General features: G+C 56.2%; 22 protein-coding genes and 1 pseudogene. 17 read left to right on the top strand and 6 right to left on the bottom strand.

Annotated features, from left to right (window positions below; translation table 11 throughout):
• The first annotated feature begins 35 nt into the window (after window positions 1–35).
• The 3 genes from G7Y44_RS04775 to G7Y44_RS04765 all read left to right on the top strand — a co-directional run bounded on the left by G7Y44_RS04775 (window position 36) and on the right by G7Y44_RS04765 (window position 3,262).
• Window positions 36–857 carry a hypothetical protein gene (locus tag G7Y44_RS04775; RefSeq protein ID WP_165248001.1) on the top strand — a complete coding sequence of 274 codons (822 nt, stop codon included), beginning with the start codon at window positions 36–38 and terminating at the stop codon, window positions 855–857.
• Window positions 854–1,474 (top strand): signal peptidase I, encoded by a 621-nt coding sequence (gene lepB, locus G7Y44_RS04770; protein WP_206214399.1) that lies wholly within the window; start codon window positions 854–856, stop codon window positions 1,472–1,474. Before G7Y44_RS04775 ends, lepB begins: the two co-directional genes overlap by 4 nt.
• Window positions 1,475–1,714: 240 nt before the next feature.
• The gene (locus G7Y44_RS04765) at window positions 1,715–3,262 is read left to right on the top strand and encodes a SpaH/EbpB family LPXTG-anchored major pilin (RefSeq protein ID WP_165247999.1); all 1,548 of its coding nucleotides are present in this window, start codon (window positions 1,715–1,717) and stop codon (window positions 3,260–3,262) included.
• A gap of 255 nt (window positions 3,263–3,517) precedes the next feature.
• Here G7Y44_RS04765 and G7Y44_RS04760 read toward each other — a convergent pair whose 3' ends face one another.
• Window positions 3,518–3,727 carry a hypothetical protein gene (locus G7Y44_RS04760; protein WP_165247997.1) on the bottom strand — a complete coding sequence of 70 codons (210 nt, stop codon included), beginning with the start codon at window positions 3,725–3,727 and terminating at the stop codon, window positions 3,518–3,520.
• Between G7Y44_RS04760 and G7Y44_RS04755 the strand changes: the two genes are divergently transcribed.
• The 7 genes from G7Y44_RS04755 to G7Y44_RS04725 are packed head-to-tail and all read left to right on the top strand — an operon-like array spanning window position 3,705 to window position 10,049.
• Complete coding sequence (locus tag G7Y44_RS04755; RefSeq protein ID WP_165247995.1) at window positions 3,705–4,682, top strand: class C sortase; 978 nt, start codon at window positions 3,705–3,707, stop codon at window positions 4,680–4,682. The two genes, G7Y44_RS04760 and G7Y44_RS04755, sit on opposite strands and share 23 nt — an antisense overlap.
• Entirely contained in the window at window positions 4,672–5,868 is a 1,197-nt protein-coding gene (locus G7Y44_RS04750) for a DUF5979 domain-containing protein (protein WP_165247993.1), read from the top strand. The genes G7Y44_RS04755 and G7Y44_RS04750 overlap by 11 nt, the downstream gene beginning before the upstream one ends.
• Before the next feature lie 18 nt (window positions 5,869–5,886).
• A complete protein-coding gene (locus tag G7Y44_RS04745) occupies window positions 5,887–6,513 on the top strand; it encodes a hypothetical protein (RefSeq protein ID WP_165247991.1) in 627 nt (208 codons plus the stop codon).
• On the top strand, window positions 6,513–7,361 hold the full coding sequence (locus G7Y44_RS04740) for a hypothetical protein (protein ID WP_165247989.1): 849 nt from the start codon (window positions 6,513–6,515) through the stop codon (window positions 7,359–7,361). The genes G7Y44_RS04745 and G7Y44_RS04740 overlap by 1 nt, the downstream gene beginning before the upstream one ends.
• Before the next feature lie 13 nt (window positions 7,362–7,374).
• Complete coding sequence (locus tag G7Y44_RS04735; protein ID WP_165247987.1) at window positions 7,375–8,274, top strand: hypothetical protein; 900 nt, start codon at window positions 7,375–7,377, stop codon at window positions 8,272–8,274.
• Window positions 8,261–9,397, top strand: a complete 1,137-nt coding sequence (locus tag G7Y44_RS04730; RefSeq protein WP_165247985.1) for a MucBP domain-containing protein — start codon at window positions 8,261–8,263, stop codon at window positions 9,395–9,397. Before G7Y44_RS04735 ends, G7Y44_RS04730 begins: the two co-directional genes overlap by 14 nt.
• 1 nt (window position 9,398) lies before the next feature.
• A complete protein-coding gene (locus tag G7Y44_RS04725) occupies window positions 9,399–10,049 on the top strand; it encodes a signal peptidase I (protein ID WP_165247983.1) in 651 nt (216 codons plus the stop codon).
• Window positions 10,050–10,100: 51 nt separating this feature from the next.
• Here the strand turns inward: G7Y44_RS04725 and G7Y44_RS04720 are convergent, their stop codons facing one another.
• Window positions 10,101–10,640, bottom strand: a complete 540-nt coding sequence (locus G7Y44_RS04720) for a hypothetical protein (RefSeq protein ID WP_165247981.1) — start codon at window positions 10,638–10,640, stop codon at window positions 10,101–10,103.
• Entirely contained in the window at window positions 10,630–11,823 is a 1,194-nt protein-coding gene (locus G7Y44_RS04715; RefSeq protein ID WP_165247979.1) for an AAA family ATPase, read from the bottom strand. The genes G7Y44_RS04720 and G7Y44_RS04715 overlap by 11 nt, the downstream gene beginning before the upstream one ends.
• A gap of 139 nt (window positions 11,824–11,962) precedes the next feature.
• Here G7Y44_RS04715 and G7Y44_RS04710 point away from each other — a divergent pair, with 139 nt between their 5' ends.
• Both G7Y44_RS04710 and G7Y44_RS10545 read left to right on the top strand, forming a co-directional pair.
• On the top strand, window positions 11,963–12,166 hold the full coding sequence (locus G7Y44_RS04710; protein WP_165247977.1) for a hypothetical protein: 204 nt from the start codon (window positions 11,963–11,965) through the stop codon (window positions 12,164–12,166).
• A gap of 3 nt (window positions 12,167–12,169) precedes the next feature.
• Window positions 12,170–12,238 (top strand): annotated as a pseudogene (locus G7Y44_RS10545) (ribbon-helix-helix protein, CopG family); the annotation flags it as partial.
• A gap of 23 nt (window positions 12,239–12,261) precedes the next feature.
• Here G7Y44_RS10545 and G7Y44_RS04700 read toward each other — a convergent pair.
• The 3 genes from G7Y44_RS04700 to hpf all read right to left on the bottom strand — a co-directional run bounded on the left by G7Y44_RS04700 (window position 12,262) and on the right by hpf (window position 13,830).
• Window positions 12,262–12,846 (bottom strand): DUF5662 family protein, encoded by a 585-nt coding sequence (locus G7Y44_RS04700; protein WP_165247975.1) that lies wholly within the window; start codon window positions 12,844–12,846, stop codon window positions 12,262–12,264.
• 65 nt (window positions 12,847–12,911) lie between these two features.
• The gene (locus tag G7Y44_RS04695; RefSeq protein WP_165247973.1) at window positions 12,912–13,130 is read right to left on the bottom strand and encodes an acyl carrier protein; all 219 of its coding nucleotides are present in this window, start codon (window positions 13,128–13,130) and stop codon (window positions 12,912–12,914) included.
• Between the two features lie 130 nt (window positions 13,131–13,260).
• A complete protein-coding gene (gene hpf, locus G7Y44_RS04690) occupies window positions 13,261–13,830 on the bottom strand; it encodes a ribosome hibernation-promoting factor, HPF/YfiA family (RefSeq protein WP_165247971.1) in 570 nt (189 codons plus the stop codon).
• A gap of 310 nt (window positions 13,831–14,140) precedes the next feature.
• On the opposite strand from hpf, the gene glmU reads away from it, so the two are divergent.
• From glmU to G7Y44_RS04665, 5 genes are all read left to right on the top strand, one after another.
• Window positions 14,141–15,535: a bifunctional UDP-N-acetylglucosamine diphosphorylase/glucosamine-1-phosphate N-acetyltransferase GlmU gene (glmU, locus tag G7Y44_RS04685; protein WP_165247969.1), complete on the top strand. Its 1,395-nt coding sequence runs from the start codon at window positions 14,141–14,143 to the stop codon at window positions 15,533–15,535.
• Between the two features lie 76 nt (window positions 15,536–15,611).
• The gene (locus tag G7Y44_RS04680) at window positions 15,612–16,577 is read left to right on the top strand and encodes a ribose-phosphate diphosphokinase (protein WP_165043904.1); all 966 of its coding nucleotides are present in this window, start codon (window positions 15,612–15,614) and stop codon (window positions 16,575–16,577) included.
• A gap of 46 nt (window positions 16,578–16,623) precedes the next feature.
• A complete protein-coding gene (pth, locus tag G7Y44_RS04675; protein WP_165247967.1) occupies window positions 16,624–17,181 on the top strand; it encodes an aminoacyl-tRNA hydrolase in 558 nt (185 codons plus the stop codon).
• 147 nt (window positions 17,182–17,328) lie between these two features.
• Window positions 17,329–19,266: an ABC-F family ATP-binding cassette domain-containing protein gene (locus G7Y44_RS04670; protein WP_165247965.1), complete on the top strand. Its 1,938-nt coding sequence runs from the start codon at window positions 17,329–17,331 to the stop codon at window positions 19,264–19,266.
• Between the two features lie 293 nt (window positions 19,267–19,559).
• Window positions 19,560–20,996 (top strand): sodium-dependent transporter, encoded by a 1,437-nt coding sequence (locus G7Y44_RS04665; protein WP_241159187.1) that lies wholly within the window; start codon window positions 19,560–19,562, stop codon window positions 20,994–20,996.
• Window positions 20,997–21,099 lie beyond the last annotated feature (103 nt).

Below are 21,099 nucleotides of genomic sequence, written 5' to 3'. Positions count from 1 at the left end.
AAAAGTGCTGAAACAGGGACGGAGGTGAAATGCTCATGGGTTTGTTTGACAGGAAGAAGAAAACAGACGGTGCGTTGTCGGTTGAGTCGCAGGATGCTTGTGCTCAAGCATCCGAGTCGCAAGAGTCCAATTCGCAAGTAGCTGAAGCGCAGTCGCCGGAAGCTAATGCTGCGGCCGCACAGCCAACTGTGGCAAAAGCAACCAATTCGCAAGTAGCTGAGCCGCAATCGGCTGAAGCTGCTGCTGAAACTGGCGTGCATGCGTCTCGACCGGACGAATCGAACGCACCCGACTCGAAACCTGCGGCAGAGTGGTCTGCACCCGTTGAGCCATCATCTTCCGGTCAGCTGGCAAAAGAGCCGGCCATAAGCGCGCCTTCGCTTGAGCACGTCATCGTCACAAAGTCGCGCGACCTTTCGCGACTCAGTCGCGAAGACCTGCTGCAGTTGCTGCTGACGCAAAGCAAAGACGCCGAGCGCCTGCAAGACTACCTGCGTGACGTTGCGGATGAATTTGAGCGCTGCACCAGCCTGAACGAGCGGCTGCGCGAGAAGCTAGACGTCAAGGACGAGCAAATCGAGCGCCTAAAAGGGCGGCTAGACGATAAAGACAAACGCATCGCGCGCATGCAAGCGCGACTCGACGAGCTGGAGGTGTCAAAGGAAGAAGAACGAAAGCACGCGCGAATCATCGTGAATGCCGCCGAGGGCGTGCGCGGCGCGTTGGAGGCGTTTAACGTTACGGCTGATTGGTATATCGCCAGCTTGCAGGAAGTGTGCGGGGAAATGGACAACAAGTCCGCTCCCGCAACTCCGCCCGCACCGCCGGGCAACAACGCAAAGGCGGCCGATGAGTGAGCGCTGGAGAACAGGAACAGGAGGTAACCCCGGCTGCAATCACGTGCCAGGCGGTGTTCGTGAACTCAGAATCGGTGCAAGCCGAGCTTACGCGCGAACAAGGCAGGCAGTCGAAGCGCCGCATCGTAAGCAGCACGCTTCTGGGCTTGGTGGTAGTAGCGGCGGTGGCCGTGCTCGCAGCAGTGCTGATGCTGCCAACGCTGGTAATCAGCGGCTCGTCTATGACCGACACGCTGGAAGACGGCGACGTGGTGGTGGCCCTCGGCACGAGTGAGCTAGAGCAGGGCGACGTGGTGGCGTTTTACCACAACAACAACGTGCTGGTGAAGCGCGTGATGGCAAAGCCTGGCGATTGGGTGGACATTGACAAAGACGGCAACGTGTCGGTGAACGGGCAAGAGCTCGACGAGCCCTACGTAACCGACAAGGCGCTGGGAACGTGCGACATTAAGTTGCCCTACCAGGTGCCTGATGGCAAGTACTTCGTGCTGGGCGACCATCGCGAAACAAGCGTGGACAGCCGCAGCTCGCAGGTGGGGTGCGTGTCGCCCGACGACATGGTAGGCAGGCTGGCACTCCGCGTGTGGCCGCTAAACCGCTTCGGCCCGGTGAGCTAGCGCGAGTTACTGTAAGTGCAACGCGCAAGAGCAAAAGCGTTCACCACGCAGGTCGCACGTGAGTAGTTGACAATTGACCAGGTGAAAAGCCTTGGTGAGATAGAGACACAGAATAAGAAATGAGCGTGGAAGGAGGAATTATAGAGAGCGAGAGGAAGGGGGCACCTCCCTAAGGTGAGGCAGGCCGCGCACGCGGCAAGAGGGGCGCCACGGCGCCGAACTACGATTGAAGGGAAAGAGATGAAATCCGCATTACGAAAACTAACGAGCGTAGCAGTGGCTGTGCTCATGACAGCGCTGCTGGTCCCCGCCGCCGCATTGGCGCAGTCGGTACCTGCTACAACACCTCATTCTGATAATGCAAAGATTACTATTCAGAATGCAGCAAAGGGCGAAACGTATTCCGTGTATAAGCTATTTGATGCTCAGGTTGCTAAGAATAGCGAGGAAACGTCCGATTCTATTGTTTACACTGGCACGGTTCCGACTGAACTGAGTGCTTATTTTGCGGAAGATGATAACGGTTATATCACCGCGAAAGAAAAACCACTGAGCCCGGCAGCTATCACTGCGATAACGAATTATGTTAAAGCTAAAGGCGAGCTTGCTGTTTCCGCGACGAGCGATGGCACTGCACTTGAGTTCACAAATCTTCAGTATGGGTATTATGTTGTGACAACGACTCAGGGCACAGCTATTTCGGTAGACTCCACTAATCCTGATGTGACCATTTATGATAAGAATGGAAAGGCACCAGGAAAGCCTGTGAAAAAAGTAGATGACGCAGATGTTTATATCGGTCAGACAGTAACGTATACGGTTTCTTTCTCCACTTCCAACTATGAAGGTGAAGGTGCGACTGCAAAGAAAATCACTTCGTATACGATTGAGGACACTTTGCCTACGTTTTTGAGCAATGTTATTGTTAAGTCTATCCTGGTTGATAATGATGGAGACACCACCACTACGACTAATGATCAGACTACATTGACAGTGACGCAGTTCGATGACGAAAAGAAGATTGTCATTCCGTGGACTAACACTACTACTGGTGAAAGTCTTTACAAAAATGGTGCGACGGTCGTTATTACTTACGAAGCTACCGTGACAGATACTGCTGCAATCGCGGGAACAGGTAACACGAACACAGTCACATTGACCTGGGCAAAAGATGATAACACCACTGGCGGCGGTGGCACTAACTACAGCGATGAAGAGACGATTAAAACTTACGCAATTGCCCTGAAGAAGGTTGATGATGCTGGCAAGAGCCTGACTGGCGCAACGTTTGAACTCCCGTTCTATGTCAAAAAAGCCACAGACGCTAATGGCGCTTACATTTATGCGTTTGAGACACTTCCGGAAGGTTCCAATACCGAAGACTATACAAATTCTATAACAACCCCTGATACCGGTGAAATCACCATTAAGGGTCTTCAGTCGGGTGCCGAGGTGTCTATCACCGAGACTGCTGCGCCGAATGGGTATAATCGTTTGACTTCACCTGTCAAGGTGACTCCTAGTAAGTTAACGGAGACGCAAACAAACTTCACCACATATCTTAATGAGAATGGCGAGATTACCAATCAAGAAACAACGAAAGTTGTTACATACCAGAACAACAACATTGCTGCTGATGTTGTTGTAGTTGTCAACAAAGCTGGCTCTACGCTTCCCTCCACTGGTGGTATCGGCACGACCATCTTCTATGTGGGTGGCGGCATTCTGATTGTGGGCGCTCTGGCTGCCTTCATCATCAAGCGTCGCTCTAAGAAGCACACGGCATAGTTTCTCCCTCTTTTGCGATCATTCGCAAGCTACGGACGGGAGCGGTATACCCGCTCCCGTCTTGCCGCGCTGGTTGATGCCTTCGCGTTGGCGCGCGGCGAGCAACGGGATGTCGTCCCGGCTAAATCAACCAACCTAGAACAACGCAACTGACCACCCTCGTTTGTAAGGAGCAGCTTCCGCCACGGTGTTCAAGCGCAAGAACATATCGTCAAACAGCGCAGACGCGCCTGCGTCCGTTTCTGCGCCTGATGCTCAGAACGCCTCGGCTTCTGCTGCCAAGGCACCTGCCGCTGCGCCCGCCGCGCGCGCTCGCAAAAGCGCACGTTCTGCTGCACGCGCATCTGGCAAAGCGGACCCAAATGCGTCCGTTTTCGACGACGCGGCTTCTGGTGCATCCGCTTCTGACCCTAAGGCCACGCCTCCCAAGAAGAAGCGGCGCGTGTCGCTTTCCAGCGTCATCATTGCGCTTATGCTTATTGCGGGCATTGGCATTTTTTGTTATCCAGCAGTCAGCGATTGGTGGAATTCGATGCACGCCTCGCGTGCCATCGCCGCCTATCAGGAAGCCGTGGCTGCCATGACCGACGAGGAACGCGCGGCCATCTTCGCACAGGCGCGGGAATACAATGCGCATCTGGACACGTTCACCGATCGCTTCATTGAAGCGCCCAGCATCCACAACGAGTATGAACAGGCTCTGAACGTAACGGGCAACGGGATTATTGGCTATGTTACCGTCGAGAAGATTGACGTTCATTTGCCCATCTACCACGGCACCGAAGAGGGTACATTGCAAACATCGGCGGGGCACTTGGAGGGATCGCACCTTCCCACGGGTGATGTGGGCACGCACCCGGTGGTGTCGGCGCATCGCGGCCTTCCCTCGGCGGTGCTGTTCACCTATTTGGACGAGATCCACGAAGGCGATTACTTCAGCATTACCGTTTTGGACACCGAGCTGACCTACCAGGTTGACCAGGTGCTTATTGTGGAGCCCACGCAAATTGACGGCCTTATGGCCCAGGACGGCATTGAGTACGCCACCTTGCAAACGTGCACGCCCTATGGCGTGAACTCGCACCGTCTGCTGGTGCGCGGGCATAGGGTGGATGGCATTCCTGAAGACCTGATTGGTGAAAGCGACGCGCGACGCGTGCCTATCCATATCATGGCACCCGCCGTGGCTGTGCCCATTTTGCTTCTGGCGCTTATTGGCCTTCTGGTGGCAAGTCGGCGCAAGCCTGTGCGCCTGACCGAAGAAGACAAGCGCGCGGTGTCTATCGCGCCCGATGGACTGACGGCAACTGATGTGCATCGCGCACATGAAGCGGCTTCTACTGCGCCCGCCAACAACTCTAACGGTGACGATTCTGACGTTAATAACCCCGACGCAAGGAGGGAACACCATGAACGGTAACGTTTCTGCTGCCACACGGAAAGGCAGGTGGCTTGCGTTTTTAGCGGCCGCGGCTTTGTTAGTGCTGTGCTTGCTTGCTGCGGCGGGCTTAGCGTCTGCAGCGCAGCCCAGCTTGGACCTGTCCAAGAACAGCAACCTGAAGGTGGAAGCCGCCTTGGAAGATGCCGAATCCTTTGCCAGCAACGACGGTGGCATTCAGGTGGACGCCTACCTGGTGGCACACGCGGTGCAAACGCCAGGTTATGACACTTACACCTATGAGTCGGTGGAAGAAGGGCCTTTCGCAAGCCTTGACGTTGCGGCACTGAACGACGCCATGGCCTCGGGCGACAGCGCTGCGGCCACGCGGGCATCACAGGATTTTGCGCAAGCGGCCTTGTCTGCTGTGCTTGCCGACCTGGGTTCGTCTAACCCCACGCTCGAAGACGCGCCCCACGCCACCATGAATGCGGCAGGGGGCGAAAATGCAACGTGTGAGGCCAACTTCCCGCAGCTTGCCAGTGGCTTGTACTTGCTGGTAGCGCACGGAGCCAATCTTTCTGCAGCTGACTACACAACAACGCTCGAGGACGGCAGAACGGCCACGGTGGCGTATTCGCAGCTTAAGGAATGCGCGTTCGAACCGGTGCTTATGTCGCTTCCCACGCACGAAGCGGCCGCAGGTCAGCCCCTTACCACAGCTAGTGGAACCGATTGGCTCTACGACGCCGATACGCTGTTGAAGCCGCAGGTGAAACCGCGCATGGGTTCGCTTGAAATAACAAAGACGCTCGACCGTTTCGAAACCGACGGTACCGCCGTTGATAATGCTGCCACGTTCGTGTTTAGCGTGCAGGCTACCGACGCAAGCGGTAACAAGGTGTACGACGACGTGGTTTCCATCGTGTTCAACCAGCCGGGCAGCAAAAGCGTGCTCATTGAAAACAAGATACCGGTAGGCGCCAACGTAGTGGTGCGCGAGGTGTATTCGGGTGCGTCGTACACGGTGGTGGGCGCTTCTGAGAAAACGGCAGTCATTGAGGCCGACGCGGTGGCGCATGTCAGCTTCGAAAACACTACTGGCAACACCAAGGTTCACGGTGGGTCGGTAACCAACAGCTTTACCTACGACAAAGACGCAAGCGGCACCAACGGTTGGGTGCTTGCTCCCACCTACAGCCATGGCGCTGAATCATCGGGGAACTAGCGGGAAGGGGGAGTTGTGATGGCGTTATCGTATGAACAAGCAGGCGAGCAAGTTCGCAGCAAGGCACACAACACCTGGGCGTCGGCGCTGTTCGCGCTGGCCGTGGTATGCATTGCGGTTGCGGGCATTGGTGCGGCGAGTGCGTACTTCACCACGTACTGCCAGGCAAAGGGTGGCTACACGTTGGAACTGGGTGACGACACCACGGTGGAAGAGACATTCGCGAATTGGACAAAGACGGTCACCATAAAAAGTGATGCCGCATCCAGCGAGCCGGTATACGTGCGTGTGGCGGCCTATGGCCCCAGCGACTACGCAATCGAATACAGCGAGCCCGGCGGTGCAACCAACTGGAGTCAAGCTGGCGATGGGTATTACTACTACAAAGGCAACAAAGGCGTGTTAGACCCCGGCGCAACCACGCCGCCGCTCGACTTGATAATTCGCGATGTTCCTGTGTCTGATTCAACTACGGGGGAGGCACCGCAGCTGGGTGACGCATTCAACGTGGTGGTGGTTTACGAGACAACACCCGTGCAGTATCAGGCTGACGGCACAGCGGTGGTGGAGCCTGAGGCTGCCGACTGGTCCGTAAAGCTTGAGAGCGGCAATGCGGATGATGTGTCTGAGGGAGGCGATCGCTAATGGAGCGCGCAAAATTCGTTCTCGCCAAGCAGAAGGTTACCTTAGCGCTGTTCGCAACGGCGGTGGTGCTGCTCTGCATAGGCGGGGTAGGTTCGGCTCAGGCGGCGCTTACGTATTTCTCTGAGGACTACGTAACCCATGTCGAGATGCAAAACATCGGCGTTACGCTGCTTGAAAATGGCACGCGCGTGGCTTGGCGCGACTACATTTCCGAAAACAATTGGGACGAAACAAACACGCAGCTGCCCGATGAAGTGCCGTTTGTTCAGCCGGGTAACGAGGAATCCGAGAGCGACTACGTGTATGTGTATCGCGGTGCCGAAGGCCGCCTGCTTGAGCACATGCTTGACTCTGACGAACGCCTGAAACCTGGCGTTTCCTACGACGAGCGTCTTACAGTGCAAAACACAGGTACTATCAACCAGTTCGTGCGTGTGACCGTTACAAAGTACTGGGTGGATGAACAAGGCAATAAGCGCACCGACGTTTCCCCTAGCTTGATCGATTTGAACCTTAAGAACATTGGTGGCGACTGGCTTTTGGACGAGGAAGCTTCCACTCCTGAGCGCACGGTGCTGTACTACTCACACCTGCTTGAACCTGCGCGAGTAACGTCCGAGTTCGCCGATACGCTAACCATAAACAAAGCGGTGAGTAACCGTGTCACTCAAACCGAAAGCACAACTGGCGATGGCACCGTTATCACCACTACCTACGATTACGACGGCCTAACCTTCTGCGTGGAAGCCTGCGTAGAGGCGGTGCAAGACCACAACGCCGAAGACGCCGCAAAAAGCGCGTGGGGCGCAAACGTGGTAGTGTCCGGCGATCGCTTAAGCCTGGCGTAAGGAGGCTGTGACTATGGGATACACAGAAGCAATGGGCGCGCGGGGTGTTCGTGGGCGTGCGAGTGCGGTGACGGGTCTTCTGGCGGCAGTGTTGGCCTTTTGCGCGGTTTGTATGGCGGTTGTTTTGGTGCCGGGCGCGGCATGTGCCGATGAATACCAAGGTCGCACCGACTGGATGGTAACCTTTACGCCCGATAAGCAGATGGTGCATTCACCTGAGAACATGAACTTCACCGATGCGGTGTCCGACATGCAGCCGGGTGACGTGAGCACTGTGGCTGTGACCATCAAAAACGAGCATGCCGCCACCACCGATTGGTACATGACCAACGAGGTAATACGCTCGCTCGAAGAATCGGTAAAAGTGGCACATAGCTCTGGCTATGGCTACGTGCTTACGTATAAGGGGCCGTCCGGTCAGGAGAAAACTCTGTTCAACAGCGATGAAGTTGGTGGCGACGAATATGGTTCGTCGGGCGAGGGCTTAAATGAAGCCACTAGCTCGCTTGAAGACTTTCTGTACCTAGACACACTGAAGTCGGGCGAGCAGGGCCTGGTTACGCTGCAGGTTTCCCTTGATGGCGAAACGAACAACAATGCCTACCAAGACACGCTGGCCGACATCAAGATGAACTTCGCGGTAGAGCTCACGCCCGAGTCGCCGGGATCACCGGCTCCGGGTGGTCCAATTGGTTCATCGCTTCCGCAAACGGGCGATCAATTGGGCAAGCTGCTGTTGTTTGCCCTAGTGGCCGCAGGTGGCGCGGTGTTACTGCTGTTGGCGCTGCTCGGGCGACGTTTGAGGCGCGAGCAAGAGGCAGCGGGGGATGTCACTGGGGTACCTGCGGGTAAGGCAGCGAGGGGAGTTGCCGGACGAGCAGCGGGAAAGGACGGCAAGCATGCAAGGCGTTAGGGTTACAAGCGCGAACACTGTTGGCGTTCAGGTGGCTACAGGCGCACAAGACACCGTTGGCATTCGCAGCGTTGGCACGCAGGTGGCCAATGCATGCATAACCGCCGATTCTGGTCGCGTTCGTTCAAACACCATGACGGCTGTTTTTATGGCGGCGGTTGCATCACTATTTGCAACGTTGGCGTTATGTGTGGTGCTGTGCCCCGGTACTGCTTATGCTGCCGATGACACTACCAATAGCAAAAACGAGAACTACACCTACACGGTGCGCCTATTCGCCGGTAATCAGGGTACGGTTAACGGCAAGGAATGTGAGGTGTGGCAGGGTATACCCGCGGGAGAGCGTTGGCCTTATGGTGGCAAGGAGTACGTTGTAAACGTTGCTGACAGCAGCAAATACTACGTAAAGGGTATCAAGATCGCCGGACGTCAAAACGACACGGCGCAAGCCGTGGTGAATACCTCGTCGTTTGTGGTTAACCAAGACATCGACTTAGTGGTCGTCTATGGTATGAAGGGTTCGGTTACGCACTACACGGTAAGCTATGTGGACGAAAGCGGGCGCGAGCTTGCTCCCTCGCAAACCTTTGAGGGCAACGTTGGAGACCGCCCGGTGGTGGCGTACCGCTACATCGAAGGATACAGGCCCCAGGCGTACAATCTGACAGGCACCCTTACTGAGGATGAATCCAGTAACGCGTTCGTGTTCGTGTATTCGCCGGTTGAGTCTGGCGCAGGTGCTGGCGGTGCTGCCGGTGGGGCAGCTGGTGGCGCTGCGGGTGCGGCCGGCGGGGCAGGCCAAGACGCTGCTGCTGACCAGGCCGATCAAGATGCCCAGGACGCCCAAGAGGGTGCTGTCGAGCAGAATCCGGCGCCTACAGCCGACATCTCTTCGGACGGCGTGCCACTAGCCGGTGCTCCCCGTGAGCTTGATTCCATTGACGACAACGACGTTCCGCTTGCTTCCCGCGTCGAAGATCAAGGAAAGTCGCAAGTGCTTCAGGGGCTAACATCGCCGGTTGGCATAATCGCTATCTGTTTAGCACTTGTGGCTGTGGGCGCTGCCGTGTGGTATTTCATTGTTGTTCGCAGGCGGTCTCAGAGTGCGATCCGAGAAGAATAGCGTGAAACTGGCAGCATCGAAAAGACGCCGAAGCCAAGCTGCGGCGTCTGGCGGCCGTAATGGGCGTGCTGTGGCATCTGATGGCCGCAGTGAGCGTGCTACAGCACCACAGAGCCGCACTGGGCGATCTGCGGCGTCGAAGAGGCGACGGCGTCGTAAGCGCATTGCGGCCACCGTGTGTAACTGCGCGGGCATACTCATTCTCATAAGCGTGATAGGGCTGCTTCTTCCCGCTGTTTTGCCGAATGTGGCTGGCATGCAAGTTCTGCGCATTGAGTCAGGTTCTATGGAGCCGGCCATTCCGGTGGGCAGCGCCGTGTTTGTGGCGCCAGGAGACGCTGCCGATGTGGTTGCCGGCGACATCATTGCGTTTGCGCGCGAGGACACCCAGGTGGTGCATCGCGCAACCGCTAACAACGTGGTAGAAGGCGCAATCACCACCAAAGGCGACGCCAATGCCAACGAAGACCTCGATCGCGTGCCGTACGCCAACTACCACGGAAACGTGGTGCTCACCGTGCCTTTCATGGGCGATTTCCTGGCCATTCTTACCACAACCGTAGGCAAAGTGTACCTACTCGCCTTCGCCATCTGTGGCGTACTTTTCAACATCCTAGCCACCCGCCTTCGCGCACAAGCCCAGGCGCTGTAGGTGTGACAAAGTTTGTCAAAGAGTCCTATGTCGTACGGCGAGCGTGCTCACCTATCCAATAGTGTTCTTAATTAGATCGGCTAAGAATACTTCGTCTTTGGAGATCTTTGCTGTACGTTTGTATTCGCGAGCTGCAGCTGCAAGCGAATCAGAATTCCAATAGCGCTCCAGGAACTTCCTGCTCTTGACGCCGCTGAAACCGAGAACCTGCTTACAATAGTCGCTTGGTCGCATCTTTCTCTTCGAGAAGTCGGCAAACTTACCCTCTCTTGCAACGATAAGCATTTCTATCTCAGGGTGTGTTAGTACATTGACGACGGGAAATCTATCTCTGTAGAGCTTACCGAGTTCGAAGCTCTCTTTCCTCGAGTCAAGAACTCTCACAATTGTTATAGGCCAGTCGTAATCCATATTCAAAAACTCGGCTGTTACGTCCTTTGCCTTCCGTGACCTTGTGATGCCGACGATGTTCTCCGAGGGAAAAACGAATGCTCCGGAATCCTCGAGGATTCTGACAGCTACTTCCTCAAACGTTCCCTCGCAAACAAAAACAACATGAGAGTTCTCGTCGAAGACCGATCTACTTGCCATGTTGTTTGCCTACCGATCTTATGGCATACGCTCGCAGTGCGGCCACTTCGGCGTATCGAGGTGCGGTACCTGTCACAAAGTTGGAGACGAATACTTCGCTCTTCTTGTTCTCGATGCGTTTGACTCGACTCGAGTATTTCACTACCGCGCTGCGACTCCCGCGAGATCGCGTGAGAAAATACACGTTGTCCTTGCGTCTCACATGGTCAAGCACTTCGGGGTAGTGGGTTGTGAACACGATAGTCGCACCGTGTGGGTTTGTTTCTGCTGATGCGAAGAGGTCGATGATAACGTTCACAAGTTGTCGGTTGAGGTGATTTTCAATCTCGTCAATCAATAAAAAGCCACCCGTTCTAAGGATGCCAATGGCGCGCTGTACGACTATTAAGCCCTTTACGGTACCTGATGACAGAACGGATGTGAGCCCTTCTCTCGACAGTATTTTGGGTTCGCTCATCATGCTTGTCTTTAGGCTGAAGGCTCGTCCCTCGTCCTCCACTTCGAGGTGTTCGATGCTGGAGTCGAATGTGCGTAAAACCTCATCGAGCCCGTCGAATCCCTCGTAAAGGGAAAGGGAGAAACCCGATGCGCCAAGTACTGTATGACGTGAGGTGCCGTCTTCCCAAGCCGAGATGATGCTAACGTCGTCCTTTAGGAAGCGGGCCTGATGCCTATCAAGGGTGCTGCGCCGCATGACCTCTTTACCCATGGAGACAAGCTTGTCGAAAGGCAATGACAGAACACTTTTTTTCACATGGAGCTCTGATACTCTGATCAGTGCTTCTTCGGTTATGACAAAACGCATGGGGGCTCCGTCGGAAGAAGAAGCTTCATCAAAACGGAATTCCGTTTCTAAGGCGAACAGCCCCTCTTTTCCCCACAGAAGTGCTTGCATGCGAGGAGCCGAGTCAAACGCGCTCAAGAGTTTGGGAACGTAAGGTGACTCGTTTGTTGATCGGCCTTCTGTAAGGGATAGCGCCATGTCGAAAAGACGCAGGGCAACTGATTTACCCGAAGCATTGATGCCGGCGAAAGCGATAACATTGCTTGTGTATACTGGCTTCTTGAGAACAGTTACGGTTTCATCGCCATCAAACACTTTGTCTTGCGCATAGAGGTCAACTTCAAAAACACCTTCTTCGAACATTCTCAGATGGTTGAATGAGAACCAAAGTAGCCTCATATTCCTCTCCTTATATACTACAAACAGATTTCGTGTTTATAGTATACCATCGATATCTAGCTGTATGCTTGTGAAGCCGCTAAGCACTTTCTATTGTTAGTTTTGGTTGGTTTGGGTTCACTGAAAGGGGTGACAGAAGATGAGTAATAAAGAGCTATACGACAGATTTGGTGTGACGGCAGAGCAATTGGATACATGGGCTGATGAGTACGAGAGCGCTGATTGGTCACATATGCGCTTCGGTGAGGTCATCAACGGAAGGCCCAAAATTTCAGATAAGCCACTCGATTCGATAACGGTAAAAGTCCCACGCTCGCGCACTGTGGCAATGAAGCGAATGTAGCAGGAAACGGGAATGTCGAGGTCTGAGTTTGTTCGCCAAGCTATCGATCACGAACTGATAGCCTTAGCGTAATGCTTAGCAGCTGGGAGTACGTACTACTTTCCCAGTACGTGGTGTTTCATGTAGCGGAAGGCGGCGTCTTCTCCTTCGTTGGCTACCATGGTTAGCAAAAACTCCAGCTCGCGCTTGGTTTCGGGATGCATAAGGAATGCGGCGCTTGTTTTCTCCATGGTGAAGTAGTCAAGCGATGCGCGATCGGTGTAGGCGTCGCCCTGGTACACCTTGCTCGCGGCGATGCGATCGCACACCATCTCAACCAAATAGCGCGGCGGCATTCGCTTGCCCTCCAGTGCCGCGCCGCGCTTACAGGGTAGGTCGATCCAGTACTCGAAATGATGCTTGTTTCGCCCCTTGTGATGCATCCACGCTTCGGAGTAGCCCTTGTCGTGTCGCTCGGCGGCGTTTGGACTTTTGTCTCCCTGATAATACCGCACACCTATTTTGAACTCGGTGGGGCTGTATTTTGACAGATCGTGCGTGAGACCTTGCCAGTAGAGACCCGCCTTGAAACAGTGCCGCATGACGAGTGTCCGATGCCGCGTGATGGTAGAGAAATGACGCCACGCATTGCGCCACGACCAGCGGCCTGATGTTTCGTGTATTTCAGGAATCTGGTGCATGGGGCATGAAGGGCAAGTCGGGCACGTTGGCAAACGGTGCGCGTGCACGAGCCCGCAGCTTCGTTTTACAGGGAGTCGACGTAAGCAACCAAGTCAGCGACGGTTTCTAGGCCGTCGGGCTCGCCGAAGTCGACGTCCATGCGGTCTTCCAGCTCGCAGATGAGCTCAACCATGTCAAGCGAGTCGATGCCTAAGGAATCGAACGTGGAGTCGTCGCTCACGTGCTCGGGGTCGATATTCAGGTTCTCCTGCAGCAGCTCCTTAATCTGCTCGATGGTTGTCATGCTGTCGCTCCTTTTTCGCGAAGATTGAAAGGTTCAGGTGAGCTTACGTGGCGACTTTACGGCTTGTGCCACGAAAGCAAAAGACAGCGAGGGAGGCCTTTTCTGGTCTCCCTCGCATATTAGCAGCGCGTTATTTCTGCTTCAGCAGGCCGTAGCCGCCGTCGTTGCGACGGTACAACACGTTTACCAAGTTGGTATCGCGATCGGTGTACGCGAAGAAATCGTGGCCCAGAAGCTCAATCTTCACCAGGGCCTCATCTTCGGTAAGAGGCTCGAACTCCATTTCCTTCACGCGTACCACCTCATCGGCAGGCGCAAGCTCTTCCATCAGAGCATCCAGGTCGAGCTCGGCGCCGTTAGCGTTCACTTCGGGCGCATCGGCGGCGGCACGCGTGCGACGATCGATAACACGCGTCTTGAACTTGCGCAGCTGACGGAGCACTTTTGCAGCAGCAACGTCGATAGCGGCGTACATGTCCTCTTCATTTTCCTGCACGCGAATCAAATGACCCTTAGTGCGCAGGGTAACCTCGCATACGGCGGGGCGGGGGTTGGCAGGATTCTTCTCTGAAAGCAACACAACTTCGGCGTCGAGTGGATCGATATCCATGACCTTCATGGAGTTGCCGATCTTCTCTTCGGCGTAGGCACGCAGTGCGTTGGTGATGGTCATCTTGCGTCCAGTAACAATAATGCTCATGATGCAACCCTTTCTCTGCATCCGACAATATATACAGCATAGCGCATCTAGGCGCGCTTGTGTGGAAGCAACATTGATACCGTGTCAGGTTTGTAGAATTGGTTCGTAAAGACGCTGGGGGAGCCCGAAAAGAAGGACCGCTAGATGGTAGTCTAGCGGTCTAACAAACTAACGGTGCTGCCCGCCCACAACCGCAGGCTTTCCGCTGGCCGTTATTTTAGCACAGCTGAATATGCTGCACAACGTAGGCGCGCTTGCGATATACTTCACAAAAGTCGCAAGCCCGCAAGCTCCGAAAGGAAGACCGTTCATGGCAACTGCTGCAGCTGCAATTGTGCTGGCCGCCGGCGCTGGCACGCGCATGAAATCCGACAAGCCCAAAGTGGCGCATGAAATACTAGGAAAACCCCTGGTTAGATGGGTAGTTGATGCCGCGAAAGAAGCTGGCGCGGCAAGTGTGGTTACGGTTGTCGGGCACGCGCGCGAGCAAGTTGAGCCGCTGGTGTGCGACGACACGCACGTGGTGGTGCAGCAGCAGCGCAACGGTACGGCGGGCGCGGTGCTGGTGTGTAAAGATGCCCTCGCGCACGCAGCTCTTGTTGGAGCGCCTGTGGTGGTGCTTTCAGGCGACAGCCCGCTTATCACGCCAGGCACCATTTCTCGGCTTATGGAAACGTGCGAAGAAAACGACGCTGCTGTGGTGGCACTTACCATGGAACTGGAAAACCCCTTCGGCTACGGCCGCATCATCCGCGATGAGTCGGGCCAGGTGTTGCGCATTGTAGAGCAGAAGGACGCCACGCCCGAAGAGGCTGCCGTGCGTGAGTGCAATTCGGGCTTCTACTGCTTCAATGCGCGCGATTTGTTCGAGGCGCTCGTTCGGGTGGGAAATAACAACGCGCAAGGCGAGTTGTACTTAACCGACGTGCTGGAAATCTGCCGCACTGCGGGGCGTCCCGTAATGGCTCTTCGCACCGAAACCGCCGAAGAGTGCTTAGGTGTGAATTCGCGCGCGCAGCTAGCCGAGGCGACCAAAATCATGCAACGCCGCATTAACGCACGTCACATGGCATCGGGCGTAACTATGTGGGACCCCGACCAGGTGTGGATTGGCCCCGAGGTAACAATCGGTCAAGACGTTGAGCTGCTGCCGCAAACGTATTTGCTGGGAAGAACCTCTGTCGGTTCCGGCAGCGTGATTGGCCCCAATTCCCGCCTAACCGATACCACTGTCGGCCAGTGCTGCCGAATGGATGAAACGGTTGCCGTGCAAGCACGCGTAGATGCTGCTGCAACGTGCGGTCCGCGCGCTTATTTGCGGCCGGGTACGCACCTCTGTGAAGGGGCGAAAGCTGGCACGCACGTAGAAATTAAGAAATCCACGATTGGTAAGGGAAGCAAGGTCCCGCATCTTTCCTACATTGGTGACACCATCATGGGAGAAGGCGTGAACGTAGGCGCGGGCTCTATCACCTGCAACTACGATGGCAAGAACAAGTGGCAAACTACTATTGGCGATGACGCCTTTATTGGCAGCGACACCATGATGGTTGCCCCGGTTGCCATTGGGGCAGGCGCAGTGGTAGGCGCGGGTTCAACCATCACGAAGGACGTTCAGGCGGGTTCGCTTGCTGTAGAGCGCTCCAATCAGCTTGAAGTGCCCGGTTGGGCTGACAAGAAGCGCGCTTCGCAGGCGGGCGAATAGGTTTCCGTAGTAGAATAGGCACCGCTGCGCGATACAGCGCGGCGGCCTTGAATCACAACATGAAGGAGTGCGTGCCATGGCGGATGATCAGAGGAAGATGCTGCTGTTTTCGGGTTCGGTGAATCCCGAGCTTGCCCATCAGGTTGCCAAGGAACTGAACATATCGTTAGGCAACGTGAAGCACGAGAAGTTCGCTAATGGCGAAATCTACGCGCGCTATCAGGAAAGCGTGCGCGGGGCCGATGTGTTCCTCATTCAGTCAGTGTGCGCCGGTTCGGGCTACGATGTAAACGACGCGCTCATGGAGCTGCTGATTATGGTTGATGCCGCCAAGCGTGCTTCCGCTCGTACGGTGTCGGCTGTTATTGCCCACTATGGTTACGCCCGCCAAGACCGCAAGGCCGCTCCACGCGAACCTATTACAGCCAAGCTCGTGGCCGACCTGCTTACCGCTGCCGGTGTGGACAACATTGTTGCCATCGACCTGCATCAAGACGCCATTCAGGGCTTTTTCAACTCACCGGTGAACCACATGACGGCTATGCCTATTTTTGTTGACTACTTCACCAACAAAGGTCTTGACGCCAGCAAGTTGTGCGTGGTGTCTCCCGACGTGGGTCGCGCAAAGGCTGCGAAGAAGTTCTCCACGCTGCTCGATTGCGATCTTGCCATCATGCACAAGGATCGTCCGAAGCACAATCAAGCCGAAATTACGGCGCTCATCGGCGACGTAGCTGGCAAAATCTGCATCTTAAACGACGACATGATTGACACCGCGGGTTCGTTGGTGGCCGCAGCCAGCACGCTGAAGGCGAAGGGCGCAACGCAAGTGTACGCGTGCGCCACGCATGGCCTGTTCAGTGGCCCGGCATACGAGCGCATCGCGAATTCCTGTATCGAAGAAGTGGTGGTTACAAACGCCGTACCCGTGCCGCTTGAGCGTCAGACTGGCAAGATCAAGGTGTTGTCGGTGGCACCGCTGTTCGCGAAAACCATCGATACGATCTTCCATTGCGGTTCGATTTCGGTTTTGTTCGACTAGACGATATGGCCCGAACCAAGGAAACACCGATTAAAGGTTTATCTGCATGTTTCTAATCGTTGGCCTGGGAAATCCGGGCGATGAGTACGCACACACCCGGCACAACGCCGGGTTCGACGCGATCGACCGCATTGCTGGCGAGGTGGGCGCGCGCTATTGGAAAACCGAATGCGGCGCGCTTACGGCCGCAGGGTCGCATCGCGGCGTGCCCGTCGTGATCGCGAAGCCCCAAAGCTTCATGAACACGTCGGGTGGACCGGTGAAGCAGCTGTGCGCAACCTACAAAGTTGCTCCCGATCATCTGATTGTCATTCATGACGAGCTCGACATTGAACCGGGTTCGATTCGCTGCAAGTTCGGCGGCGGGCATGCGGGGCACAACGGCTTGCGCAGCATCTGCGACAAGCTGGGCACGCGCGACTGGTTCCGCGTGCGGTGCGGCATTGGGCGTCCGCCGGGGCGCATGCCTGTGGTCGACTGGGTGCTGTCGCGCCCGCGCAAGGACGCGGTAGACGAGTTCGAACACACGTGTGACCTGGGGGCACAGGCGGCGCTTTCCATCGTGTCCGACGGGTTGGAGAAGACCCAGCAGGCGTTTAACTGAAGCGAAGCGTCCGTTGCGCCCGTGCGGACAGGGCGCTCGCACAATGAAGTGCGGAAAGCGCACGATTGTAGGCTCGCTGCTCGAGTTGGTGGCGAGCCTTCGTTTAGCGTGAGGAATGTGGCAGCTCGAAGGGTGGGCAAACAAAATATGGCGTTTTTGCTGGGATGTGAGAAAGTTCGGATCGACTTCCCGACGAAGCGGGTGTTCGACAACGTTTCGATCGGTGTAGACGAGGGCGCGCGAATCGGCATTGTTGGCCGCAATGGTGATGGCAAGTCGACGCTGCTCAGGTTGCTGGCAGGGCAGATCGAACCTGAAGAGGGCTTCGAGGAAGGGCGCGTCATTCGAACGCGCGGCGTGACGGTGGGCGTGCTGGGGCAAAGCGACTCTTTGCATGCCGATGACACCGTCGAACATGCCATTGTGGGCAACTTGCAGGAATACGAGTGGGCGGGCAGCCCGCGCATTCGCGACATTATTGCTGGGCTGGTGTCCGACATTCCATGGGACGGACGAGTGGGCGATTTGTCTGGTGGGCAACGCCGTCGGGTCGATCTCGCGCGCCTGCTCATTGGCGACTGGGACGTGCTCATGCTTGACGAGCCCACAAATCACTTGGATGTGCGGGCCATCGCGTGGCTTGCGGCGCATCTGAAAGGGCGGTGGCGGCTGGGGTGCGGAGCGCTGCTGGTGGTGACACATGACCGGTGGTTTCTCGATGAAGTGTGTACGAGCATGTGGGAGGTGCACGGCGGTGGCATCGAGCCGTTCGAAGGCGGCTTTTCTGCCTACATCATGCAGCGTGTCGAGCGCGATCGCTTAGCCGACCTTGCCGAGCAAAAGCGCCAAAATCAGCTTCGCCGCGAACTTGCGTGGCTGTCGCGCGGGGCACGTGCGCGCGCAACAAAGCCGAAGTTCCACGTGGCCGCTGCCCGTGCCCTCATTGCCGATGTGCCCGAGCTGCGCAATCCTGTTGAACTGAAGAGGATGGCTGTGGCGCGACTGGGCAAGCAGGTGGTCGATCTTGAGAATGTGACGGTTGCATTTAATGACGCGTCGGGCGTGCCGCATACGGTGCTCGACGACGTTAGTTGGGCGCTCGGGCCGGGCGACCGCTACGGTATCGTTGGCGAAAACGGCGCAGGCAAAACCACGCTACTGAACGTCATTCAGGGCGTGCAGCAGCCGACTAAGGGTACGGTGCGCATTGGCCAGACGGTGCGGTTCGCGGTGCTGTCGCAACACCTTCATGAGCTGGCGAAATACGGCGATGATCGCGTTCGTCAGGTGATATCGCGCTATGGCAGACGCACGATGCTCGATGGCAAGGAAATGACTCCCGCGCAGTTACTCGAGCGGCTGGGGTTCACGAAAGGCGATCTGAACGAACCGGTGAGCGACTTGTCGGGTGGCCAGAAACGCCGGCTTGCGCTCATGCTTATTCTGTTGGACGAGCCGAACGTGCTTGTGCTTGACGAGCCGGGAAACGACATGGATGTCGACATGCTGGCCGTTGTGGAAGACATGCTCGACGGCTGGCCAGGAACACTTTTGCTTGTCACGCACGATCGCTACTTGATGGAGCGCGTGACCGACCATCAGTTCGCTTTGCTTCAGGGTAAGATTCGTCATTTGCCGGGTGGCGTGGACGAATACCTCAGCATTGTGGCTGACATGCGGGCTGTAACGAGCGGCGGTACCACGGCGGGCCATGCGGCTGCGGGCGGCACGGCTACAGGTGGCGCGCTGGCAGGTGGCGCGGGTGCGGGCAGCACGGCTACGGGTGGCGCGCTGGCAGGTGGCGCATCGGCGGGCAACGCATCTCGCGATGCCGGTGGTGTCGCAAGTGCGCCGCGCTTGTCAGGTGGGGAAGTGCGTGCGCTGCGCAAGCTTATGCAGTCAAACGAAGGCAAGGTGGAAACCTTACGCGGTAAAATTGCCGCTACGCGCGAGGCCATGGCAAGCGTCGATCAATCCGACTACGTGGCGCTCACTGAGAAGCAAGACGAGATAGCCGGTTTCCAAGCACGCATCGACGAGCTCGAACTCGAGTGGCTGGAAGCGGCGGAGAAACTGGGGGAATAGCGCGAGTGCGCACTCGTCGCGCGGTCTATAACAGAAAACGCAGTGCCCGACTTATTCTCCAGCGCTCTACTGCGATGAAGTGCCTGATAGCATGCGCTTTTCTACATGTGCCACACCTGTCCGTTCGCCGCGCGATATACGTCGGCTGGCAGGCTGCGGTATTGGACGTATGCTTCCGTTCGTGGTATGTTTCTCGGACATGTTTTGCGTCAGGGCGGCTGTGCGGGCCGCGCATGTGCGTTTCTTTAGTTTCGTGAAGCCGCGCCCGATGCACACACGGCAAAGGAGAAGGAATGGAAGAAATGAAATCGTCCGCGACGGAGGGGCCCAGCCTCGCGGGCAAGCGGGGGACCTTTACCGGATCGTTTGGATTCGTGCTTGCAGCCGCCGGCAGTGCAATCGGCCTAGGAAACCTTTGGCGTTTCCCGTATTTGGCGGCAAAGGATGGCGGCGGCCTGTTCTTGCTGGTGTATTTGGTCTTGGTTTTAACGTTTGGCTTCGCCCTGCTCACCACCGAGGTGACGCTTGGGCGCAAGACGCGGCAAGGGCCGCTGACTGCTTACGGCAAAATCAACAAGCGCTGGGGTTTCCTTGGAGTGCTTGCCTGCTTGGTGCCGGTTATCATCTTGCCGTACTACTGCGCTATTGGCGGTTGGGTGCTGAAGTACCTGGCCACGTTCCTTACGTTCGGTGGTGCCGATGCCGCGCAGGATGGCTTCTTTACAGGGCACATTACCAGCTTCGCTGAACCGATCGTGTGGATGATCGTGTTTTTGGGTGTGTCGGCTGTTGTGGTGTATCGCGGCGTGAACAAAGGTATCGAAACCACTAGCCGCATCCTCATGCCTATCTTGCTGGTTTTGATCGTGGGTATTTCCATTTTCGCGCTCACGCTGTCCTATACCGACGCGCAAGGTGTTACCCGCACGGGGTTGGAGGGTCTGGCTGTTTATGTGATCCCCGATTTCTCGGGCATCACGTTGCAACAGTTCCTGGTGGTTCTCACCGATGCGACCGGTCAGCTGTTCTTTAGTATCAGCGTTGCCATGGGCATCATGGTTGCGTACGGCTCGTATGCGCGCAGCGATTCGAACCTCATGCAGTCCATCAACCGCATCGAGTTCTTCGACACGCTGGCCGCCATGCTCGCCGGTTTGATGATCGTGCCCGCCGTGTTCGTGTTCATGGGCGTTGAGGGCATGGGCGCAGGACCTGGCCTTATGTTCGTCAGTTTGCCGAAGGTGTTCGCTGCCATGGGTGCTGCCGGTCCCATCGTGGGCCTGCTGTTCTTCCTGTTGGTTACGTTCGCTGCCATTACGTCGGCTGTGTCCATCATGGAAGCTATTGTGTCGAGCATCATAGACAAGTTTAAACTGAGCCGCAAAAAAAGCGTGATTATCACGGCCATGTGGGCGCTTATTGCGGGGCTTATCGTGTGCCTGGGTTACAACGTGTTCTACTTTGAACTGACGCTGCCCAACGGCGCGGTTGCACAGATTCTTGACGTTATGGACTACGCATCGAACAACTTGTTCATGCCGCTGTTGGCGCTGCTCACTTGCATTTTGTTCGGGTGGGTTGTCAAGCCGAAAGTCATCATCGACGAAGTTGAGCAAGGGGGCAAGTTCAAGTTCCAGCGCCGTCATCTGTACGTCATCATGATGAAGTTCGTGTGCCCCGTGCTGCTGGCCATCTTACTGCTGCAATCGCTCGGCTTATTCACGTTGTAGCGTGCCGGTTAAGAACAGCGTTTCCTGAAGAACGACTTCGCATAGTGCGGGCCCGCCAAACGGTGGGCCCGTTTTCGGTGTGCTAAGGGATCATTTGACATGC

Source organism: Adlercreutzia sp. ZJ141 (assembly GCF_011038965.1).
In the GTDB taxonomy this organism is placed as follows: Bacteria; Actinomycetota; Coriobacteriia; order Coriobacteriales; family Eggerthellaceae; genus ZJ141.
This window is presented reverse-complemented; position numbering and strand designations above follow the sequence as displayed.